The organism is Oligosphaera ethanolica, from assembly GCF_030814695.1.
Taxonomy (GTDB): Bacteria; Verrucomicrobiota; Lentisphaeria; order Oligosphaerales; family Oligosphaeraceae; genus Oligosphaera; species Oligosphaera ethanolica.
The window spans coordinates 148085-165295 of record NZ_JAUSVL010000001.1; the positions used below are offsets into that span (position 1 = coordinate 148085).

A 17211-nucleotide genomic window follows, 5' to 3' on the forward strand; every position below is an offset into this window, starting at 1 on the left:
ATGACGACTCCTTAGCAAGAGGCCATTCGACAAGCATAGTTGGTTTTTGCGAGGGGGAGGGAAATACCCTTCGCTTCGCTCGGGCCGCCGCAAAGCGGCCAGGGGCACGGGCACGTTTGGCTCCACCTGAAGCTCTACGGCTCAATCATCCATGACTCCTATGAAACCGGCTGCCGCAAAGGTCGGCGGAAATCATGGTCCTATTGCTGGGCGGCGGTTGGCCGTAGGTTTCCGGCAAATTGTCCCCGGTGTTTTCTCCACCGGGGTGGTTACTGACCAGTTACGATGTCTTTATACGTGCGACATGCTCAGCGGCCTTCGGGGAATTTTGCCGGCGGGGCAGTCCGGCGCGTGTCGTACATGGTTTCGGCGACGGCGCGGTTGGCGTCGACGAAGTCCTGGTAAGGCGTGTCGGTGACATCGACCAGCCCGAATCCGTAGTTTTCGCCGTCCCAGCGACCGAGCAGAGTCTGGTCCTTGAAGGCAAAATGGTGCAGGCCCACGAGCTGCGGGTGGCGCAGGACGCTGGTGAAGAGCTCCCGCAGCGCGGTCTCGCGGTCGCCCGGCATGGCGCCGGCGATGGTCAGCCCGCCGAATGACCCACGTTCTTCGGTGCCGACCGTGTTCTCCGTGATCATCACCGGGATGTCCCGCGGCAAGCCCCGCGGCCGAAAATGGTCGAAATGCAGAATGTACATATTGTAGGACACCACGTCGCAGTATTGCGCCGACAGCTCGTTGATGTACTCGCGGAAATAATCCGGACTCATCAGCCGTGATCCCAGATAGAGGTGATTCGGCGCCCCGCGCTTCACCGCGTCCCGCGACATTCGCAGGAAGCGCTCGGCGAAGGCCCGGCTGAACTGCGCCAGGTCGGCCAGCGCGGCCGCGGCCGTCGGCGGCGGCTGTTCAGCGGCAAGCCACTCGTCCCAGCCGCCGAAGCTTGTCATCCACGCCGCATTGCAGGCCGCCACATCGGCGTATTTTGCCTGCAGCTGCCGCAGCAGCTCGCGTTTGGCCGGCTGGTCGGCCTTGGCCGCCAGCGCCTGCTCGCCAATGTGCGTCGCCGTCCCGAATTTGAGCTCGTTGCCGATGAAAAAGCCGACGCAGTACGGATCCTCCCGCGCAAAGGCAAACTCGTCGCCGAAGACATCGGCCATTCCCGCTGCAAATTCGTCGGCATAGACATCAATGATATCGCCGACCTTGGGGCATTTCGGCAGGGGCAGATTGAGCACGTAGGGCATTTTCTGCGCCTGGTACAACGCCGGCTCACTCCAGTTGGCGACGGTATTGAAACCCCAGCTCTGCAGCCGGCGCAGCTGAAAATCATTCCAGGCCGCGGGTGAACCGTACTTGGCCAGCACGTTGTCGCCGTAAAAGTTGAAGGTCTTGCCGTCTGCCGGGCGCTGGCGCTGGAACAGCCTCGCCCGTTCGCCGTCGTTGAGCCAGTACTCGTGCGCACGCAGTGCGTTGGTCCCCCGGGAGAAAAAGAGCCGCCCGTCCGGATCTACCAGGTACCACTTCCCGGCGTGCTTTTCCGTCCGGAAGTGCCCCGTCGCCTCAAGCTGCGGCCCCGCCGCCCAGCCGCCCCAGCGATTCCACGCCGACACGGGCTCGCGCAAGGCTGCGGCTTCGGCCTGATGACGCTGCTGCAGTTCGTCCAGCGTGCGCACTTTTGTCGGCCACTCGCCGTGCACATACTGGCCAAATTCGTCCACCAACGGGAAGAATGCCTCGGCGCTCTTCACTGCCGGGTTGATCACTCTCTCGCCATGCACCCGCAGATTGCGCAGACGGACCTTGATGTACACCGGAAAGGGTACGATGAACTGGATGGACGCCACCGCAGTGGTATTGCCATTGGTCCCGCCGGGAAAGCCGTCGGGCATGCGCCGGCCCTTGAACAAGGGATCAAAACCGTGATCGCCGCCATGCCGGAGACGGAACGTAAAAGCCTTTGTCGCCCCGGGCGCCACACTGGCCACCCCGATATTGCAGGCGCTGCTCTCCAGATTGACCTGAATCATCGCACTGCTGTCCGGGCACATATTCTCCATCTCGAACGACAGATAGCGATAGGCGGAAAAATCCCACGTCGCGCCAGTCGCCGGCAGAAGTCGGATACTCGGCCAGGGCACCACGGTATCCAGGGTGATCACCGCGTCATTGACGCCCTCGGGGACCACCGTGGTCACCGTCGGATGCGTCATCTGCACGTCCGTGGTCTTCCAGAGAACAGGCTCGCCCAGGCACAGCTGACCCATGACCGCCAGGATCGACATCATCACCCATGAGCTTTTCATCGCCACTCCTTTCGCTCTACGCATTCGTTCTTGCCGACGCACGCAATGGACGGCAATGGCCCAGGGAGCTCACGCTCACCGGTGATTCTGGATCATCGCCTCGGCTAATTTCACGCCGTCAATCGCCGCCGACATAATGCCGCCCGCCGCGCCACCGCCCTCGCCGCCAATGTAGAGTTTGTCCATGCTGCTTTCAAGGCTGTCCGGCCGCCGCGTAAAGCGCAGCGGACTGGATACATGCGTCTCCACCCCGACCAGCACGCCCCGCGTGGCAAAGCCCCGCGCCTGCCGTTCGAAGTGCCGCAGCGCCAGCGCCAGGGCGTCGTAAGTCCGCGCCGGCAACAGAGTGTCCAGCCGCTGTGGCCGCAGCCCCAGCTGGTAGCTGCTGCCGGCCGGCAAACGGCCGCCGCGTCGCGCCAGAAAGTCCTCCGCGCGCTGCGCCGGGCAGTCGTAGTCACTGCCGCCGTCGACAAAGCCCCGTCGCTCCAGCTCGCCCAAAAACGCAAAGGCCGCCGCCGCCGTCGCAAACTCTTCGCCGGCAATGGTGGATACAATGGCCGAATTGGCAAAATGGCCATCGCGCGCGGCATTGCTCATGCCGTTGGTAGACAGGCGTTCGTGCTCGCAGACCGCCGGGATAATGATGCCGCCCGGACACATGCAGAAAGTCGTCGCCCCCGGCGCCGGCTCCGGTGGCCGCGATGAGTAGAGGTACTCCGCCGGCCCCAGCGCCGGCAGCGCTTCCGGCCGGCCGTAGCGCAACTCGTTGATGAAACTCTGCTCGTGCTCAATCCGGCAGCCGATCTGGAAGCCCTTCAATGTCGCGCTCACCCGCTTGCTCACAGCCAGTATGAACTCCCGCGCGCTGTGCCCACAAGCAATCAAGGCCGCTGGCGCCGCCAAACGGCTGCCGTCAGCCAACAGCAAGTGCGAAAATGCCCGCCCGGACGCATCGGCAGCCACATCCGCCACCCGGCAGTCCCACGCAAAACGCCCGCCCAGCGCGCAGATTTCCTGCCGCAGTCCCGCGACAATCCCCGGCAGGCGATCCGACCCCACATGCGGATGGCTGTAGTACAGTATCGCCGGGTCAGCACCCGCCGCCACAAAGCTCTCCAACACATAACGGCTGCGGGGATCGCGCACCCGCGTGAATAGCTTGCCGTCCGACCAGGTGCCCGCGCCGCCTTCGCCATAGAGGTAGTTGCTGTCAGGGTTCACACTGCGTTCGGCCAGGAAGCGCTCGATGTCCAGCCGACGGCGCTCCACATCGCGTCCGCGGTCAAGCACCAGCGGTCGACAGCCCGCCCGTGCCAAAACCAGCGCCGCGAACAGGCCCGCGGGACCGGCACCGACCACCACTGGCTCGCGTAGCTCGCAACGCCCCGCCGGCGGGCTCCACGGCACGTCGTCCTCGGCGGCTGCCGCCAGATCCGCCCGCGGGCGCGCGCCATCGCGCAGCTCCGCCATAACCTGATACAGCACCTTCACCAGTGGCTTCTGCCGCGCGTCAATGCTCCGCCGCAAAATCCGGTACGAGAGCAACTCGTCCGCAGTCACACCACAAGCCACCGATACCGCTTCGTGCAGCTCAGTGTCAATCGCCGCCGGCAACCTGCGGGCGTCAAGACTCAGATTTACCATCACGTGCATGGGCTGTCCGCTCATTCCGTCGCCAGCCCTTAGCCGCGCTTGCGTTTGGGCACGCCACGAGCCTTCACCAGCGCCAATTCCTTCTCAAACAGATGGCCGCGCTGACAGAGGTTTTCAATTTTCTCTTCGAGCTCCAGCCAGTTCTCTTCCGTCGGCTTGCTGTCGTAGTCCCAGTCGACCTCGCCCGCAGGCAAAAACTGCCATTTGATATTTTCGGCGTGGAAAGACACGCGCACCTCGCGCTTGCCGCCCTCCCACTTCTTATCGATCCAGCCAATGGGTCGACGCATAGTCATGCTCCTTCTTGCCACGCATGGCGTGGCAATATCTGCGGCCTCTGAGCTTAGCGGCCCTTGTGGGCTGCCTCAAATGCCTTGCTGATGTCTTCTTCCGTAAAACGCTCGGCGAGCTTGCCGCTCAACTCACCCCGGCGGTCATAAAACCAGAATTGCGGGAGACTGCGCAGCTTGTTTGCCTGCGCCACCGGGTCGTCGCCGTCCTTGACCAGCACCCGCACATAGGCAGCGCCGCCGCGACTGTCATCACAAAGCCGCTGCGCCAGATTGCCCTGACGCGTGCTGGCCGCCGACCCGTCGTGATGAAAATGAACCACCGTCACCTGATTGTCCACCACCATGTCCCTGGCTCGCAACGGCCCGTCCTGGTCATCGTCATCATCGCCCTTGCCCGCCGCCGCTCGCTGCGCCTCGGCCATGAATGCCCGATAGTCTATCTTCACGTCAATGCGCCCGATCTGCCGCGAAAAGTAGCGCAACTCGTCGTCGCCGGCCGCAAACAAAAACGCACCATTTTTGATCCCCAGAAACGGCGCCGTCAAGACTTTCTTCGGCGCGCCGCTCAGCGTGTACTTCACCGGCGATGGCTTCGCGATCTTCAGCCGTTCGACCCGCCGCAACTCCATCTGCAACGGCTCGGTCGCCGTCCATTCCTGAAACTGCACCCGCCCTTTTGCATAGCCAGCAAACATCCCCGAGTAGCTCTTGCCGCCGGCCCGCAAACTGTCCGCCAACGCCGCCACACTCAATATGCCGCAAATGAATACCACCAACACACCACGCATCCGACACCTCACGTAAATTACTATCAGCCACTGCGACTTCCTGCGCGCATCATAATATGACCCCGCATCCCGCCCGGGAAAGACACCCGGTGCATATTTGTGAAAAATGCCGTAACCGGTCAGTGTACACCCCGGCGCTTCGCTGGGACAATTTGCAGGAAACCCACGGCCAGTCGCCGCCCAACCATCCGACCTTGATTTCCGCCGACCTTTGCGGCAGCGTGTTTCATAGGAGTGATTGATATATGTAGTCCCGGCAGCCTTTTCCATCGCGCTGTCGCAAACTATCATCCTCTTGGCATTTAAGCGCTGAAAGCGCGATCTATGATAGCCCAGGGCAAGCGACGCCAAAGGCGGAGCGTCGCCCTGGGTAAGACGCCCAATATGTCCGTGTTCCTCGGCCTCTTTGGCCCCAGTCGGCAAAGCTGACTGGGACCAAAGAGGCAATGGAACGATGTGTCTTCCCTTTCCTGTACCAAGACGCCCCGCATGGTGTTTTTTAAGGTCGCCCCTACAGGGCTCATTTCTGGTCGGGCCCTTACCCAGGGCGACGCGCCCTGCGGGCGCTTGCCCTGGGCTATCTTAGGCCGCGCCGTTGGCGCTGAAAACATAAGACCGCAGGAATGGCTGGTATCAATGACTGATCGATTACAAAAATGCGCGGCGCTGGCCCAGTTCCCGCCGGCAGGATTATAGTACCGGCAAATTTACGTAGAGAGGCCACCGCCAACCCATCACGAAAGCTCCATTGTAATGACCATATCAGATAAGCTCCTCGCCGATATTCTTCGGCATTATCAGCCAAGCCACTTTCCCGCCCTTCACACACAAATGACCGCCTGGCGGCAAAGCCGGCCGCTTGCCGGCAAGTCCGTACTCGATGCCACGCCGGTCTTCCGCAATACCCTCTGCAAATACCTGGCGCTCCTTGCCGGCGGTGCCCAGCTCAGCGTTTATGCCCACCCGGACATCCCCTGCGACCAGGAGGTCCGCGACAGCCTCCACAACTACGGCATCCGCCTGGCCACCGCCAGCGACCTCACCCAGCGCTACGACGTCGTCTGCGATTGCGCCGGCGCTCTCGCGCAGGTCCCAAACAACTACGGCGTGGTCGAACTGACCCGCTCGGGCGTCTACCACTACCAGTACGCGCCCTACCCGGTATTCTTAGTCGACGCCGGTAAAATCAAGGTCATCGAAACCGGCCTCGGTACCGGCGATGGCTTTTTCCGCGCCATGGCCGCACTGGGCTACGGCGACCTCCGCGGCAAAAACATCGTCATCTTCGGCTGCGGCAAAGTCGGCCGCGGCATCGCCCTGTACGCGCTCAATGCCGACGCCAAGGTCATCGTCGTGGACGACTTCCAACGCGCCCAGCCGCTCCCGGGCACCAAAGCTATTGACATGCACGACCGCGCCGCCATCGACCACGCCATGGCCAACGCCTTCTGCACGGTGTCCACCACCGGCGTGAAACACGCCCTTGCCAACAGCTTCGACCAGCGCGAAGTCTGCGCCTCGGCGACACTGCTGGTCAACATGGGCGTGGTTGACGAATACGGCCCGGGCATACCCGCCGAGCGCGTCCTCAACCGCAAGGCGCCAATCAATTTCATCCTGCCAGAACCCACGCAGCTCAAGTACATCGATCCCACCATGGCGCTGGACAACGCCGGCGTCATCGAGCTGCTCCAACACCGCCTCCAGCCCGGCATCAACATCCCCAGCAGCCAACTGGAAGATAAGATACTCGCCGTCGTCAGAAAACACGGCGTCATCAACGACGATTTGGCCCTACTGGACAACGCCATCCCGCAAAGCGCCTGCTGAAACGCCGGTGGCACCGGCAGAGAGGAATCATCATGGAACCCATCAGCATTCCGTCACAGTCCGTACCCGTGCTCACTAGCGTCGATGTCTGCGTCGCCGGCGGCAGCTGCACCGGCGTCTTCGCCGCCATCCGCGCCGCACAGGCCGGCTGCAGCGTCGCCATCATCGAGGCCCAGAACCGCTTCGGCGGCACCGCCGCCGCCTCGCAAGTCTCCATCTGGCACAGTCTCTTCGCCATGGATAACCACACCCGCATCATCGGCGGCCTCACCCAGGAGGTCATTGACCGCCTGGGCAAACGCAATGCCATTACCCTCGAAACCAAACCCAACCCGTCCATCTACGCCATTCTCAATACCGAGGAATTGGCCATTGAACTGGACGAAATGGTCCTCGAAAACCACATCACCCCCTTCCTTCACAGCCGCGTCGTCAATGTCTGGCGAGACGACGACGGCCGCGTCGCCGGCGTCATCGTCGCCGGCAAAGGCGGTCTCTTCGCTATCAAGGCCCGGGCATTTGTCGATGCCACCGGCGATGCCGATCTCTGCGCCGCCGCCGGCCTCGCGCTCTGGCGCAACCAGGAAGTGCAGCCGCCCACCGCCTGCGCTAAGTTCAGCGCCTGGCCACAGTTCAAGGAAGGCATCGGTACCCTCATCCACAATGCCGCCGCACGCTACAATCTCCCAGAAGGCATGGTCTGGGGCGCCTTCTCGCCAGCCAAAAACACCTACATGCTCGCCGGCACCAAAATCCCCGAACTGGACCTCTCCGACGGCGTCTCGCTTACGGTCGCCGAAATCGAAGGCCGCCGCCAGCTCCGCGCCATCCAGGACCTCGTCGCCGACGCCGGCTACCCCCGCCCCATCCTCGAAGCACTGCCGTCGCTCATCGGTATCCGCGACACCAAGCACATCCAGGCCCTATACCGCGTCACCACTGACGACATTCTCTACGGACGCGAATTCCCCGACGTCATCGGCCGCGGCACCTACCGCGTCGATGTCCATAGCCAAAATCCCCCCGGATCGCGCTTCCTCTACCTCGACGGCCGCGAGGTATTCATCTCACCACACAAGAAAAACGAAAGTGGCCACTGGCGCGACCCGGCCCTGCCCACGCCGCCTTTCTACCAGATTCCCCTGCGCAGTATGATCCCCGCCGGCGTCGACAATATCATCACCGCCGGGCGCATGATCGACGCCGAAAGCGGCGCCTTTGGCGCTCTCCGCGTCATGGTCAATCTCAATCAATGCGGTGAAGCCGCCGGCACTGTCGCCGCTATGGCCGTCGCCCAAGACAAGCCAATCCCCGACATCCAATACCGCGTCGACCTGCCCTGAACCGCCTTTGTTGCGGACGGCTCCGCAAGGGCGCGAAAGCGCGAAGGCGTAGGGGCGGACCTATGTGTCCGCTCCGTTCTGTGCCTCACGGCTTGCCGTGAGGGTATTTTTCCTCACGCGAAGGCGCGAGGACGCGAAGAAGACAAGAAAGAGGCGGCATGTCTCGCCGCTGCGCGGCAAGCCACGCCGCCGATAGGAAGACGCGAATTCGTTGGGGCGGACCTATGTGTCCGCTCCGTTCTGTGCCTCGCTGCTCGCCGTGAGGGTATTTTATCCTCACGCGAAGGCGCGAGGGTATTTTATCCTCACGCGAAGGCGCGAGGGTATTTTATCCTCACGCGAAGGCGCGAGGACGCGAAGAAGACAAGAAAGAGGCGGCATGTCTTGCCGCTGCGCGGCAAGCCACGCCGCCGATAGGAAGGCGCGAAGGCGTAGGGGCGGACCTATGTGTCCGCCCCGTTCTGCGCCTCACGGCATGCCCCCGCTCTGTAGCCTCACGGCATGCCGTGAGGCTACGATGTCCCGCGCAGGGCTCGCAGTTGGTCGAAGGACAGCTGTTGGCGGGCATCGCACTGGGCCTGCTCGGGGCATGGCGCCACTTCGAGCATCAGGCCATCGGCGCCCGCAGCCAAAGCCGCACGCGCCAGAGGCACCACCAGACTGCTGTCGCCGGTAGCGTGGCTGGGATCGGCGATCACCGGCAGCACGCCCTGGCTCTTCAGCCAGGCCAGCGCCCCGAGATCGAGCGTGAAGCGCGTCACTTCGGTCACGGTGCGTATACCCCGTTCGCAGAGCACGATGTCCCTTGCGCCGGCCAGCGCCAGATATTCGGCGGCGCAGAGCCACTCATCCACCGTCATCGCAAAACCGCGCTTGAGAATCACCGGCTTCCCGGCCCGCCCGACCAGCTTCAGCAACGCGTAGTTCATGCAGTTGCGGGAACCGACCTGCACGGCGTCCAAATACGGCAGCAGCAGCTCCAGCGAGGCACCATCCACGACTTCGGACACGTAGGCCAGGCCGAACTCGGCCTTGATGCGCCGGATAATGTCCACCCCACCGGCCTGCAGGCCCTGGAAGGAATGCGGCGAGGTCCGCGGCTTGTACAGCCCCCCGCGCATCACCGCAATGCCACAGGCCTTTAGCGCCGCAGCGGCATCGCGCATCTGCTCGTAGGACTCGGCTGCGCAGGGGCCGGCAATCCAGCCGACCTCCCCGCCGCCAAAGACCTCCCGGCCAATGCGGACCTCCCGCGAACAGTGCTGTGTCAACAATGTGTGGTCCATATCAGCAGAACTCTTTGAAACGCGGGTCGCCGTTAGCGTTCACCGCCATGCCATCCAGCTCGACCAGCCATCCCGGCCGACAGACCGAACCCTTTACCATAATCCGCGGCATTTCCGCAGACAAACGCCGGGACATCACCGCCTCGACCAGCCCCGCGTCCGCCGGATCGCGTAAATACACCACCGCCTGCCGCATATCGGCCAGCGTCCCGCCGTGGTTTTCCAGCAACGCCGTGACATTGTCGATCACCCGCTCCGCCTGGGCGACCACATCGCACTCGTACAGCGTCTTGCCATGGCGGTCGATGCTGGCCGTGCCCGACAGCAGGTAATGCGAACGATCGCCGTAGATGATGCGCGTGCCGCGCTCAAAGGTTACGCCATACACATGCGTCGGCGAGAGGTTATCCAGGGCCTGCATGTACTCAATCTGCGCCGGGTCATGCCCGAACAGCGCAAAGGAGTCCATGCGCACCAGCCGATCATGCGGATGCGACTGGCCCTCAATGCCCGTGCTCGCAATGTAATGCGTGTCAGCCGTCAGACCCTGTTCGGTGAAATAACGGCGGCGCGACTCCACCAGACCCGCGTAGTTGTTGTCGATGTCACGGCAGTAAATCCAGGTCCGCTGCAAGTTGTTCGCAATCGTGCCACCGCGACGCGCCAGCACCTCAGCTACCGCCCGCAGCTCGGCGGCCATCTGCGGACCGCTGCCCCGCTCGGACGTCAGCGCGCTGCCCATGAACAGCAGCTCGTAATTGCGCAGGCGAAGGCTCAAAACGCCGTCCGTCAACGACGGCGACGACGGCAAATCCATTGTGTAGGCCTCCATGGCCACCCGGCTGCCGCACACCGGCGCCTGCCCCACTACCGCCACCGAAACACCCATGGCCGCCGTCAGCATTTCCACCACCGCCGTCTGGTTCGCAATGTCACTCACATGCAGACGCATCACCGCCGGCCCGCCCCCCAACGACTCCCGACAGCGCGCCAGCAGCTCCTCACACTCGTCCCGAAAACTCTTTCCCGGCCGCGCCGTGCCAGCAAAAAAACGCTCTGTCAAACCACTCTTGCCGGTGAATATGGACGTATCAGTCATGATCTACCTTGCTCTGTGCTCGTTGCTTCCTGACGCAGCCTGGCGGCCGCGCTGCTAAAATCACCTGCCGGGTCACGGCGACCTCAGTCATGCTCAAAACGATGCTCACCGCAATAAATTGGCCGCCAGGCAACAGCGGCAGCCCACTACGCGCCTGGCGACCTGCCACCTATAAAACGCAGTACGTGCTCGCTTTATAATACCATTTCCCGGCCTTTCTCCCGACGCCTTGTCTTCTTCGCGCCATCGCGCCTTCCTATCGGCGGCGTGGATTGACGCGCAGCGGCAAGACATGCCGCCTCTTTCTTGTCTTCTTCGCGCCTTCGCGCCTTCGCGTGAGGAACAATCTTCGCGCCTTTCTATCGGCGGCGTGGATTGACGCGCAGCGGCAAGACATGCCGCCTCTTTCTTGTCTTCTTCGCGCCTTCGCGTGAGGAAAAATACCCCCGCGGCAAGCCGTGAGGCACAGAACGCCACCCCTACAATTCGCGCCTTTCTATCGGCGGCGTGGATTGACGCGCAGCGGCAAGACATGCCGCCTCTTTCTTGTCTTCTTCGCGCCTTCGCGCCTTCGCGTGAGGAAAAATACCCCCGCGGCAAGCCGCGAGGCACAGAACGCCCGCACCGCTGTTTTTCCGACACGTAGCAATAGACTATCGCCCTGGTGCGGTTACATTTGAAAACACTGTGCCGACGACGTCTTTTTGCCCTCTCTCAGCCAAGGAGAAGATGATGCTCCATGCCTCAACGAAATTAGCCGCCATCGGCTGCCTCCTGACCCTCAGTGCCTACGCCACATCGCTCTTCCCGCCACTCGCCGAGCTCAGCGCGCACAGCGGCGACGAAGGCGGCGGCCCCCTGATCAAGCGCGGCAACGCCCTTGTCTTCAAGGTCCACGTCGAGCCCCCCACCCTCAATCACCTCGTAAAACTCAGCGTTGCCGACGACGGCATCGTCCTTGACTCCAGCGCGCTCGCCGGCCAGGACTTCCGCAAGGTCGTCACCGGCTGGGAAACTCTCGACCAGCGCCAGTTCAACGACGAATCCCACCAAATCAAGCTCGAGGTCACCGGTCCCGAAAAAGGCGTCATCAGCATCTATTTCGAAGGACGGACCGACGACGGCAAGCATTTCTACAAACCCACCCACGTGCGCAGCAATGGCCAACGCAGCATCCTCAGCGCCATCTCGACCCTCCCTGCTAATTTCCAGCATTTCCACCTCCGCTTCGATTTCACCACCCCGGGCATCTACCGCATCCACGACATCGCCTTCGCTGGCGTCAGCAGCTACAGCCGCAGCCCCGACGCGCCGCGGCGCAGCCCCGAACTCATCTTCCACGCGCCCTTCGACGGCAATGCCCAGCCGGCCATCGCCAAGGGCAATGCCCAGCCCCTCGCGGCCGAACGCCTTGACTTCCAGCCCGGCCTGCTTGGCCAGGCCCTTTACGTCACCAAAGACAACCAGGCCGACCTGCGTTATGCCACGACTGGCAATATCGTCCCCAACTGCGGCACCATCGCCCTGTGGGTCAAACCCGATTGGGACGATCTCGCCGGCGTCAGCTACACGAAAAAAGACTACCACAGTTTCTTCTGCATGGACCGCCCGTCGCCCCGCAATGGCTCCGGCGCCATCTGGCTGTGGTCATGGGGAGCCGTCCCCCGAGCCGACACCAGCGATATGAGCGACAGCTATAAAACCGGCACCAAAAGCCTCGCCTCCGACCAGTGGGCACACGTCGCCATGACCTGGGACGAAAATGGCAGCGCGCTCTTCATCAATGGCCGCCCCGCCAAAACCGCCAGCGACGGCCATTCGCCGCTGGCCACCGACAAAAATGCCCACCTCATCCTCAAAGACCAGAACATCCCCTTCTTCTTCGTTGGCTCGCACCAGCAGGGCGAATACGCCAACGCCTGGCTGGACGATCTCCGCATCTACTCCGCGCCGCTCACCAATGACGAAATCTATGCACTAGCCAGCGACGTGCAGTACTTCACCCTCGACGTGCCGAGCAAGTACGTCCACCCAGGCACCGACAAGCCCATCAACGCCACGGTTAGCATCGTCAGAGACGGCCCCATGGCCTTCGCCTGGAAACTCCTCGACGCTCAACAGCAGGTCCACCAGCAAAGCAGCGCGGCCATCACCCCGCCACCACGCCAAGATGGCGTCCGCGCTTTCCCTCTCGCCATCGCCAGCAAGGACCTCGCCCCCGGCAAATACCAGCTTGTCGTCAGCGAAGTCAGCGGCAATCACCAGGGCCTCCGTGAACGCCAAACCGATATACTCGTCCTCAGGGACAAAAATCCCTGGCTCAGCAGTGACGACGAACTCACTCTCAGCCACGTCGCCACCATCGTCCCCACCCCCGACATGAACGACCAGCAGCTCCTCCACGTCGGCCCGCTTCACACCCGCTCCCTCAACGGCCGCACATACCTCGAAGCCGACAGCGCCCGCGGCAGCCGCTTCGTCGTCCGCGCCGCCCTCCCCGACAAAGACGCCATCTACCTCCTCGAATGGGACTACCCCGACGACAAACGGCGCAGCGCCGACATCATCGCCCAATCGGCTATCGCTCAGGCCAACGAATACGAACTCCAGACTGGCTACGCCGCCGGCGATGAATACGCCAACAGCAACGACTTCATCACCCAGAAATGCCTGTACTTCCCCCGCAGCGAAGACATCGCCATCATCTTCATGACCGCCCGAAAAGACGCCCCGGCCGCCGTCGCCGAAATCCGCATCCACAAAGTCCTCGCTGGCCTGCCGCCGGTCGCCATCACCGCGCCGCCGCCGGTCAACGACTGGCAGCGCAGCCTCGGCCTCTACTTCGAGGACCCGGCCATTCTCTACGACTTTGGCGTCCTCGCCAGCAGCATGACCACACTGGAAACCACCGTTGAGCGCTGCGCCGCCTACATGAAATACAGCGGCCAGGACATCCTCACCTACCCCGTCGTCTGGTATCAGGGACGCATCGGCGACACCTACAACCCCAGAAACCACCCCGAAGATTTCATGGGCGCCTTCCTCAGTAAATTTGACCGCGAGGGCCTCGGCTTCATGGCCTCCTGCAATCAGCACAATATGCCCATCGGCCAGCTCATAATCACCAGCCAGACCATCAACGACGGCTCTCTCCACGCAAGCCCCGTCAGTATCTGGAATACCGGCCGGCCAAACCCCGGCGGCTGGCATGGCACCTCGCCGAACTTCAATATCCTCCACCCCGATGTGCAACAGCACGTGATCCAGAACGTGGACCAGATCATCGCCGAAGGGGTCGCCCACCCGTCCTTCAAGGGCATCACTTTCCACCTCACCAAACACGTCTTCCTCTGGTTCGGCGACATCGAAGCCGGCTATAACGACTACGCCATCGACGCCTTCACCAAGGACACCGGCATCGCCGTCCCCGTCAACCGCAAAGACCCCCTCCGCGGCAAAGCCTACGCCGATTGGCTGCAGGCCAACGCCTTCGCAGAATGGGTCGACTGGCGCTGCCGCGAACTCGCCGCTTTCTACAAATCCATCGCTCAGCGCCTCCGCGACGCCCGGCCGGACCTCCGCCTCAATCTCTGCTCATTCCTCGCCATGCCCGATATCGCTCACCCCGACTACGCCCAGCCCGACTTCAACGCCATGATGGCACGCCGCGCCGGCCTCAACCCAGAGTACTATCACGACTGCGACAACATCGTCATCACCCAGACGATCTACCCCGCCGACTACCGCTGGCGGGACGACGGCCGCAACACCCCAGCCGATGCCTACGAGCACCTCCGCGTCTTCGACTCCCTCCCTGGCTGCTACGATTTGCTCAATGACGCCAAAACGCCCTGGCTGCATCAGCATGACCGCTACTGGGAATCGGCCATCGGCTCTCAGAAGGCCGACCATTGGAGCGACACGCCATCCTACATCGCCTCGCCGTGGTTCCACGAAAGCGGCTGGCGCGTCAGCACCATCAACCCCGCTGGTAGACACGCCATGAAGCACTTCGTCCTCCCGCTGCGCTACCACGATCTCCTCGCCATCACCAAAGGCGGTTTCCTCATCGGCACCCACGGCATGGACGAGTTCCTCCGGCCCTTCGCTCAGGCCTTCCGCGCCCTCCCGGCGCAGCCCTTCGCCGACCTCGACACCCACTCCGAAACCGTCGTCGCCCGCGTCCTCGAACTCAATGGCGACACCTGGTTCTACATTGCCAACACCGGCGACACCCCCGCCACCGTCGACCTCGCCATCTCCGGCGACGGCGTCATTGACCTCGTCACCGGCAAGGCTCTTGATGGCTTCCGCGACAACCACGGCACCCTCTCCCTCGCGCCCTACGACCTGCGCTCCTGCAAAACCAGCGGCAGCCAGTCCATTGGCGTCCGCGTGCCCGACTAAAGCAAAGGAGTTGTTCATTAATTACGTCTATTCTTTTCAACGCGAACGCTCTTTGCTGAAATGCATCGTCACCGACCACCATGTCACTCGCCGCGAAGCGGCAGAAGCGCTGAAAGCGCGAAACATACCAGCCCAGGACAAGCAGGCGCTGAAAGCGCGCGCTGCCCTGGGTATAACGGCGACTACGTTCGTGTTCCTCGGCCTCTTTGGCCCCGGTCGGCGAAGCTGACCGGGGCCAAAGAGGCAATGGAACCTCACCTTTTTTGTTTGCTATGTCGCACGCTTTCAGCGTGCCTGGGTATAGCTTAACAAATAATTATCGAACAGCCTCAGAGCTATTGTCACGACCTTTTTTTCACTCACCCTCCACAGCACCACAACCCGAGGAAATGCCCACTCCATGTCACATCTCTTCACCCTGCTGTCCTTCGTCTTTTTCACCGGCCTGGTCGCCGTCGTCACTTACTTCATCACCCGCAAGGAAGACGTCGCCAGCAACGACGGCTACTTCCTCGCCGGCAGAAATCTCACCTTTCCCATCATCGCCGGGTCGCTTCTGCTCACCAATCTGTCCACCGAGCAGCTCGTCGGGCTCAATGGCGACGCCTTCACCTTCGGGTTGTCGGTCATGGTCTGGGAAGTGCTGGCCGTCGTCGCCTTGGTCGCCATGGGCCTGTTCTTCCTCCCGCGCTTCCTAAAAAGCGGCATTGCCACCCTCCCGCAGTTTTTGGCACTGCGCTATGACGCCACCACGCAGCTGATTTGCAATCTGATCTTCCTGCTCGCCTACGCGCTCATTCTCTTGCCGATCATCCTCTACACCGGTGCCAGCGGCCTGGCCGGCATCCTCAATCTCTCCGAACTCACCGGCATTGAGAACCGCAGCACGTTGCTATGGCTGACCGTGTGGTTCGTCGGCATCGTCGGGTCGATCTACGCACTCTTCGGGGGCCTGCGTTCGGTCGCCGTCTCCGACACCCTCAACGGTATTGGCCTGCTCAGCGGCGGCCTGCTGATCACCTACCTGGGCCTCTCGCTCATCGGCGACGGCAATGCCTTGAATGGCCTGAATACCCTCAGCGAGACCATTCCCGACCGTTTCAACTCCATCGGCGGGCCCAAAACCAACGTGCCCTTCTACACCATCTTCACCGGCGTGCTCCTCAATAATCTCTTCTACTGGTGCACCAACCAGCAGATCATCCAGCGCACCCTCGCCGCGCGTAGTCTGTCCGAAGGCCAAAAGGGCATCTTCCTCACGGGCGCCCTCAAGCTGCTCGGCCCCTTGTACCTCGTCCTCCCCGGCATCATGGCATTCTACCTGTACGGTGCTGGCAATGGCCTGCGCCCGGTTGACGCCTACGGCACCCTCGTCCGCAATGTCCTGCCCGCGCCCCTCGCCGGCTTCTTCGCCGCCGTCATGGTCGGCGCCATCCTCTCCTCCTTCAACTCCGCCCTCAACAGCACCTGCACCCTCTTCAGCCTCGGCATCTACAAGGCCATGTGGAAAAAAGACGCCGGCGACGGCGCCGTCGTCCAGTCCGGCAAGCGCTTCGGCTACGTCGTCGCCATCCTCGCCATGCTTGTCGCGCCCTTCCTCGACGGCCAGGACAGCATCTTCAACTACCTGCAGAAAATGAACGGCATTTACTTCATACCCATCTTCGCCGTCGTCGTCGTCGGCATGCTCGCCAAACGCGTCCCGGCCATCGCCGCCAACGCCGCCCTCGTCATCGGCGTCGTCACCCTCAGCGTCGGCTTCTTCGCCTTCCCGCAGGCCGTCGCCAAAATCAACGACTTCCATTTCCTCGGCATTGTCTTCGCCTTGCTCGTCGTCATGATGCTCGCCATCGGCGCCCTCAAACCCACGCCCACCGCCTGGACACAGCAAGATACCAGCGCCGTCGAACTCAAACCATGGAAATACGCCACCCCCGCTGGCATCACCCTGCTCGTCCTCGTCTTCCTGATCTACGCCATCTTCGCCGACTTCACCGTCCTCGCCGGATAGCCCATCCCGCGCAACCAAAAACGCTATCCGCTCTCCTACCCTGCCTTCCCTGCCCAACGCTCTCTGCGGCGCGGCTGTCGCTTGGCGACAGCCGCGCCGCAGAGAGCCGAGATGGGATAGGTGGGGGAGCGCGAGGGGGCGGAAAGGGCTAACAGCCCTTTCCGCCCCCTCGCAAAACCTGCTTATGCATTTCGG

At 62.5% G+C, this 17211-nt stretch carries 11 protein-coding genes; 5 read left to right on the top strand and 6 right to left on the bottom strand.

Annotated features, from left to right (window positions below):
• Window positions 1-308 precede the first annotated feature (308 nt).
• The 4 genes from J3R75_RS00530 to J3R75_RS00545 form a co-directional block, all read right to left on the bottom strand.
• On the bottom strand, window positions 309-2306 hold the full coding sequence (locus J3R75_RS00530) for a hypothetical protein (protein WP_307259166.1): 1998 nt from the start codon (window positions 2304-2306) through the stop codon (window positions 309-311).
• Between the two features lie 75 nt (window positions 2307-2381).
• The gene (locus J3R75_RS00535) at window positions 2382-3959 is read right to left on the bottom strand and encodes an NAD(P)/FAD-dependent oxidoreductase (protein ID WP_307259168.1); all 1578 of its coding nucleotides are present in this window, start codon (window positions 3957-3959) and stop codon (window positions 2382-2384) included.
• A gap of 29 nt (window positions 3960-3988) precedes the next feature.
• Window positions 3989-4249, bottom strand: coding sequence for a hypothetical protein (locus J3R75_RS00540; protein WP_307259169.1), 261 nt, complete (start codon window positions 4247-4249; stop codon window positions 3989-3991).
• Between the two features lie 53 nt (window positions 4250-4302).
• On the bottom strand, window positions 4303-5040 hold the full coding sequence (locus J3R75_RS00545) for a hypothetical protein (RefSeq protein ID WP_307259170.1): 738 nt from the start codon (window positions 5038-5040) through the stop codon (window positions 4303-4305).
• A gap of 753 nt (window positions 5041-5793) precedes the next feature.
• Here J3R75_RS00545 and J3R75_RS00550 point away from each other — a divergent pair.
• Window positions 5794-6870: an NAD(P)-dependent oxidoreductase gene (locus tag J3R75_RS00550; RefSeq protein ID WP_307259172.1), complete on the top strand. Its 1077-nt coding sequence runs from the start codon at window positions 5794-5796 to the stop codon at window positions 6868-6870.
• Between the two features lie 32 nt (window positions 6871-6902).
• Entirely contained in the window at window positions 6903-8213 is a 1311-nt protein-coding gene (locus tag J3R75_RS00555; RefSeq protein ID WP_307259173.1) for an FAD-dependent oxidoreductase, read from the top strand.
• Window positions 8214-8725: 512 nt separating this feature from the next.
• Here J3R75_RS00555 and aroF read toward each other — a convergent pair.
• On the bottom strand, window positions 8726-9499 hold the full coding sequence (gene aroF / locus J3R75_RS00560; RefSeq protein WP_307259174.1) for a 3-deoxy-7-phosphoheptulonate synthase: 774 nt from the start codon (window positions 9497-9499) through the stop codon (window positions 8726-8728).
• A 1-nt stretch (window position 9500) separates the two neighbouring features.
• Entirely contained in the window at window positions 9501-10598 is a 1098-nt protein-coding gene (locus J3R75_RS00565; protein WP_307259175.1) for a Rid family hydrolase, read from the bottom strand.
• Window positions 10599-11330: 732 nt separating this feature from the next.
• Between J3R75_RS00565 and J3R75_RS00570 the strand changes: the two genes are divergently transcribed.
• The 3 genes from J3R75_RS00570 to J3R75_RS00580 all read left to right on the top strand — a co-directional run bounded on the left by J3R75_RS00570 (window position 11331) and on the right by J3R75_RS00580 (window position 17016).
• Window positions 11331-15005, top strand: a complete 3675-nt coding sequence (locus J3R75_RS00570; RefSeq protein WP_307259176.1) for a LamG-like jellyroll fold domain-containing protein — start codon at window positions 11331-11333, stop codon at window positions 15003-15005.
• A gap of 10 nt (window positions 15006-15015) precedes the next feature.
• Window positions 15016-15234: a hypothetical protein gene (locus J3R75_RS00575; RefSeq protein WP_307259177.1), complete on the top strand. Its 219-nt coding sequence runs from the start codon at window positions 15016-15018 to the stop codon at window positions 15232-15234.
• A 171-nt stretch (window positions 15235-15405) separates the two neighbouring features.
• A complete protein-coding gene (locus J3R75_RS00580) occupies window positions 15406-17016 on the top strand; it encodes a solute:sodium symporter family transporter (protein ID WP_307259178.1) in 1611 nt (536 codons plus the stop codon).
• The last annotated feature ends 195 nt before the right edge of the window (window positions 17017-17211 follow it).

Coding starts and splice junctions, on each gene's coding strand:
- J3R75_RS00565 (WP_307259175.1), bottom strand. CDS start 10,598: ATGACTGATACGTCCATATTCACCGGCAAGAGTGGTTTGACAGAGCGT.
- J3R75_RS00540 (WP_307259169.1), bottom strand. CDS start 4,249: ATGCGTCGACCCATTGGCTGGATCGATAAGAAGTGGGAGGGCGGCAAG.
- aroF (WP_307259174.1), bottom strand. CDS start 9,499: ATGGACCACACATTGTTGACACAGCACTGTTCGCGGGAGGTCCGCATT.
- J3R75_RS00545 (WP_307259170.1), bottom strand. CDS start 5,040: ATGCGTGGTGTGTTGGTGGTATTCATTTGCGGCATATTGAGTGTGGCG.
- J3R75_RS00535 (WP_307259168.1), bottom strand. CDS start 3,959: ATGCACGTGATGGTAAATCTGAGTCTTGACGCCCGCAGGTTGCCGGCG.
- J3R75_RS00580 (WP_307259178.1), top strand. CDS start 15,406: ATGTCACATCTCTTCACCCTGCTGTCCTTCGTCTTTTTCACCGGCCTG.
- J3R75_RS00530 (WP_307259166.1), bottom strand. CDS start 2,306: ATGAAAAGCTCATGGGTGATGATGTCGATCCTGGCGGTCATGGGTCAG.
- J3R75_RS00550 (WP_307259172.1), top strand. CDS start 5,794: ATGACCATATCAGATAAGCTCCTCGCCGATATTCTTCGGCATTATCAG.
- J3R75_RS00555 (WP_307259173.1), top strand. CDS start 6,903: ATGGAACCCATCAGCATTCCGTCACAGTCCGTACCCGTGCTCACTAGC.
- J3R75_RS00570 (WP_307259176.1), top strand. CDS start 11,331: ATGCTCCATGCCTCAACGAAATTAGCCGCCATCGGCTGCCTCCTGACC.